The following is a 2,422-nucleotide window of genomic DNA, read 5'->3' as shown; positions in this document are numbered from 1 at the left end:
AATCGTTGACTCTTTTCAACAAACCACAAAGACATCGGAACTCTATACCTACTATTCGGCGCATGAGCTGGAATCATAGGCACAGCTCTAAGTCTTCTCATTCGAGCTGAACTAGGCCAACCCGGTAGTTTACTAGGTAGTGACCATATCTATAATGTCATTGTGACAGCCCATGCATTTGTTATAATTTTCTTCATAGTTATACCCATTATAATTGGAGGGTTCGGGAACTGACTAGTACCCTTGATAATTGGTGCTCCTGACATAGCATTCCCCCGTCTAAATAATATAAGCTTCTGACTTCTTCCCCCCTCTTTCCTGCTGCTAATGGCATCAACCATAATCGAGGCTGGCGCCGGAACAGGTTGAACAGTATATCCCCCCTTAGCAGGAAACCTCTCTCATCCAGGGGCCTCCGTAGACTTAGTTATTTTCTCCCTCCACCTAGCAGGGATTTCCTCTATCCTAGGAGCTATCAACTTCATCACTACCATTATCAACATGAAGCCCCCCGCCATATCCCAGTATCAAACCCCATTGTTTGTCTGATCTGTCCTAATCACAGCAATCCTACTACTCCTCTCCCTGCCAGTCTTAGCTGCCGGCATTACTATACTATTAACAGACCGCAACCTTAACACTACCTTCTTTGATCCTACTGGAGGGGGAGACCCTATCCTATACCAACACCTATTTTGATTCTTTGGCCACCCTGAAGTCTACATCCTCATTCTCCCTGGATTCGGAATAATCTCCCACATTGTAACTTACTACTCCGGGAAGAAAGAACCATTTGGGTATATAGGTATGACCTGGGCTATAATGTCAATCGGGTTCCTAGGATTTATTGTATGAGCCCACCATATATTTACAGTAGGCATAGATGTAGACACACGAGCTTACTTCACCTCTGCTACCATAATCATTGCTATTCCTACTGGAGTTAAAGTTTTCAGCTGACTTGCTACACTTCATGGGGGCAATATCAAATGATCTGCCGCAATACTTTGAGCCCTAGGCTTTATCTTTCTATTCACCATAGGGGGCCTTACCGGTATTATCTTAGCAAACTCATCCCTAGATATTGTACTACACGATACGTACTATGTTGTCGCCCATTTCCACTATGTCCTGTCAATAGGAGCTGTTTTTGCCATTATAGGGGGCTTCATCCACTGATTCCCTTTATTTTCAGGCTATACATTAGACCAAACTTATGCCAAAGCCCACTTTATTATTATATTCATAGGTGTAAATTTAACCTTTTTTCCACAACACTTCCTTGGCCTATCTGGAATACCCCGACGCTATTCTGACTACCCCGATGCTTATACCGCATGAAATGTTCTATCATCCATTGGCTCCTTTATTTCACTAGTAGCAGTGATCCTAATAATCTACATGATCTGAGAGGCCTTCGCCTCAAAACGCAAGGTATCAATGACCGAACAATCCCCCACCAACCTCGAATGATTAAATGGCTGTCCCCCGCCTTATCACACATTTGAAGAACCAGCCTATGTTAAACTAAACGAAAAAGGAGGGAGTCGAACCCCCTAAAACCGGTTTCAAGCCAATCCTATAGCCCCTATAACTTTTTCAATAAGATATTAGAAAAACTATTTCATGGCTTTGTCGAAACCAAATTATAGGCTATAACCCTATATATCTTACATGGCCCACCCAGTTCAACTAGGTCTACAAGATGCTACATCCCCTGTTATAGAAGAATTAATCACCTTCCACGACTATGCATTTATGACTATCTCTTTAATTAGCTTTCTAGTCTTATACGCTCTATCCTCAACACTCACAACAAAGCTAACCAATACCAACATTACAGACGCCCAAGAAATAGAGACCACTTGAACCATCCTACCCGCAGTCATTCTAATCCTGATTGCCCTACCATCTCTACGCATTCTATACCTAACAGACGAAATCAACGACCCCTCCTTTACTATTAAATCAATTGGACATCAGTGATACTGAACCTATGAGTACACAGACTACGGAGGCCTCATCTTTAATTCTTACATAATACCCCCATTATTCTTAAACCCAGGAGACCTTCGACTCCTGGAAGTTGACAACCGAGTGGTTCTCCCAATTGAAGCCCCTGTTCGTATAATAATTACATCTCAAGATGTTTTACACTCATGAACTATCCCCACACTAGGTTTAAAAACAGATGCAGTGCCCGGACGCTTAAATCAAACCACATTTACCGCCACACGACCAGGCGTCTATTACGGACAATGCTCAGAAATCTGTGGGGCTAACCACAGCTTCATGCCTATCGTCGCAGAACTAATCCCGTTAAAAATCTTTGAAATAGGACCTGTATTTACCCTATAGACACCCCGCCCTCTCCCACTTTACAAATGAAAAAAAAAAAAAAAAAAAAAAAAAAAAAAAAAAA

The 2,422-nt window shown here is 42.2% G+C and carries 1 protein-coding gene and 2 pseudogenes; all 3 read left to right on the top strand.

Features of this window, described 5'->3' with window-relative positions; all coding sequences use genetic code 11:
• Positions 1-9: 9 nt before the first annotated feature.
• Positions 10-1,473, top strand: a pseudogene (locus tag ACFIJR_RS08830) (cbb3-type cytochrome c oxidase subunit I); the annotation flags it as partial.
• 201 nt (positions 1,474-1,674) lie between these two features.
• Positions 1,675-1,869: a cytochrome c oxidase subunit II transmembrane domain-containing protein gene (locus ACFIJR_RS08825; RefSeq protein ID WP_375654043.1), complete on the top strand. Its 195-nt coding sequence runs from the start codon at positions 1,675-1,677 to the stop codon at positions 1,867-1,869.
• A gap of 135 nt (positions 1,870-2,004) precedes the next feature.
• Positions 2,005-2,358 (top strand): annotated as a pseudogene (locus tag ACFIJR_RS08820) (hypothetical protein); the annotation flags it as partial.
• Between the last annotated feature and the right edge of the window lie 64 nt (positions 2,359-2,422).

Source organism: Bartonella sp. OD88NMGDW (assembly GCF_042193775.1).
Lineage (GTDB): Bacteria > Pseudomonadota > Alphaproteobacteria > Rhizobiales > Rhizobiaceae > Bartonella > Bartonella grahamii.
Note: the sequence above shows the minus strand (reverse complement) of the source record. Positions and strands in the feature narration are given on the sequence as shown.